Annotated in this window: 3 protein-coding genes; 2 read left to right on the top strand and 1 reads right to left on the bottom strand. The window is 43.6% G+C overall.

Going from position 1 to position 1,132, the window contains the following annotated elements:
* Window positions 1–30: 30 nt before the first annotated feature.
* Window positions 31–366 carry a helix-turn-helix domain-containing protein gene (locus tag C900_RS26210; protein ID WP_009583469.1) on the bottom strand — a complete coding sequence of 112 codons (336 nt, stop codon included), beginning with the start codon at window positions 364–366 and terminating at the stop codon, window positions 31–33.
* 155 nt (window positions 367–521) lie between these two features.
* Here C900_RS26210 and C900_RS26215 point away from each other — a divergent pair, with 155 nt between their 5' ends.
* Both C900_RS26215 and C900_RS26220 read left to right on the top strand, forming a co-directional pair.
* On the top strand, window positions 522–734 hold the full coding sequence (locus tag C900_RS26215; protein ID WP_009583470.1) for a hypothetical protein: 213 nt from the start codon (window positions 522–524) through the stop codon (window positions 732–734).
* The coding region (locus C900_RS26220; protein ID WP_040497611.1) for a CHC2 zinc finger domain-containing protein at window positions 735–1,132 on the top strand (398 nt) is incomplete at its 3' end.

The following is a 1,132-nucleotide window of genomic DNA, read 5'->3' on the forward strand; positions in this document are numbered from 1 at the left end:
TCTGCGATATTTAGGGTTATCTGTTTCATATTAGTGGGAATAAGCCTGACTTGTTTTAAAATCTCTTAAATAAGCGTCAATAACATTAAATAGTTCATCTTTTTTATTGCCCGGCATTCTGGCAATCCTTTCCAGCCGTTCAATCATACTTTTATCCTTAACCTCCAAAGAAGCATTGCCAACAAGATAATCCAGAGAAACATCCAGAGCCAAAGCTATTTTGGCAGCAATCTCAATAGAAGGCTTCATGTCATTACGTTCATAACGCCCGATAATTGCCCCGGAAGTTCCGATAGTGTTTCCAAGCTCTTCCCGTGAAAGGCCCTTACCTTTTCTTGCCTGCATCATTCTGTTGCCAAAATCCATACGTATAAGTGTTGAAATTTCCTTATTAATGCTTGTTTTAACAAAAATAAAGCAATGAAAGGTAAAAATCAATTATCAAAAGTGTTGACTAGTATGTACGTATCATTTACTTTTGTTACTGAAACGTAACAGAAATAAATTAAAAACTTTTTTCTATGCCGAACCCCTACCACCACAACTTCAAAGAACTAGACACCTACCTGCACGATACCGGAGCGGTTTACATCAGCGACCTGCTGGACGAAATGCTTTACGTGCTGATCGTCTATGCAAGTGACAACCCACATAACCTGTCAGATCCAGTAGAGCAGTTTTATCACCTCCGGCAGTTGAGAGATATGTTTAAGGCACTTGAACCAGAAAACTAAATGGAGATAACAGACATCAAACAGCAACTAAGTTTAGCGCAGGTGTTGGACCACTACCACCTGAAACCGGCTCCCGGAACAAAGTCCGGGACAGGTTCCCACGCCATGCTGCACTGTCCCTTCCATGATGACAAAACCCCGAGCCTGCAGGTATACTACAAAACCCAAACCTGCTACTGCTTTAGTGCCAACTGCAGCACCCACGGCAAGAGCCTCGATGTAATCGACTTCATTATGTTCATGGAATCCCGATCGTCAGCATCGGGGCACATGGACAAGAGCACCAAACATGAAGCCATCAAAAAGGCGGAGCTTTTGCTCCGTCCTGACAAGGCGCAGCCTTCGTCAGGGACAGAAAGCATGATAACAGGAACCAATGCTGACGCTCCCTCCGGTCG

Origin of the sequence: Fulvivirga imtechensis AK7, from assembly GCF_000331535.1 — a bacterium.
Classification (GTDB): Bacteria; Bacteroidota; Bacteroidia; order Cytophagales; family Cyclobacteriaceae; genus Fulvivirga; species Fulvivirga imtechensis.

Excerpts from the sequence above, each read along its gene's own strand:
- C900_RS26210 (WP_009583469.1), bottom strand. The coding sequence starts at position 366 with ATGGATTTTGGCAACAGAATGATGCAGGCAAGAAAAGGTAAGGGCCTT.
- C900_RS26215 (WP_009583470.1), top strand. The coding sequence starts at position 522 with ATGCCGAACCCCTACCACCACAACTTCAAAGAACTAGACACCTACCTG.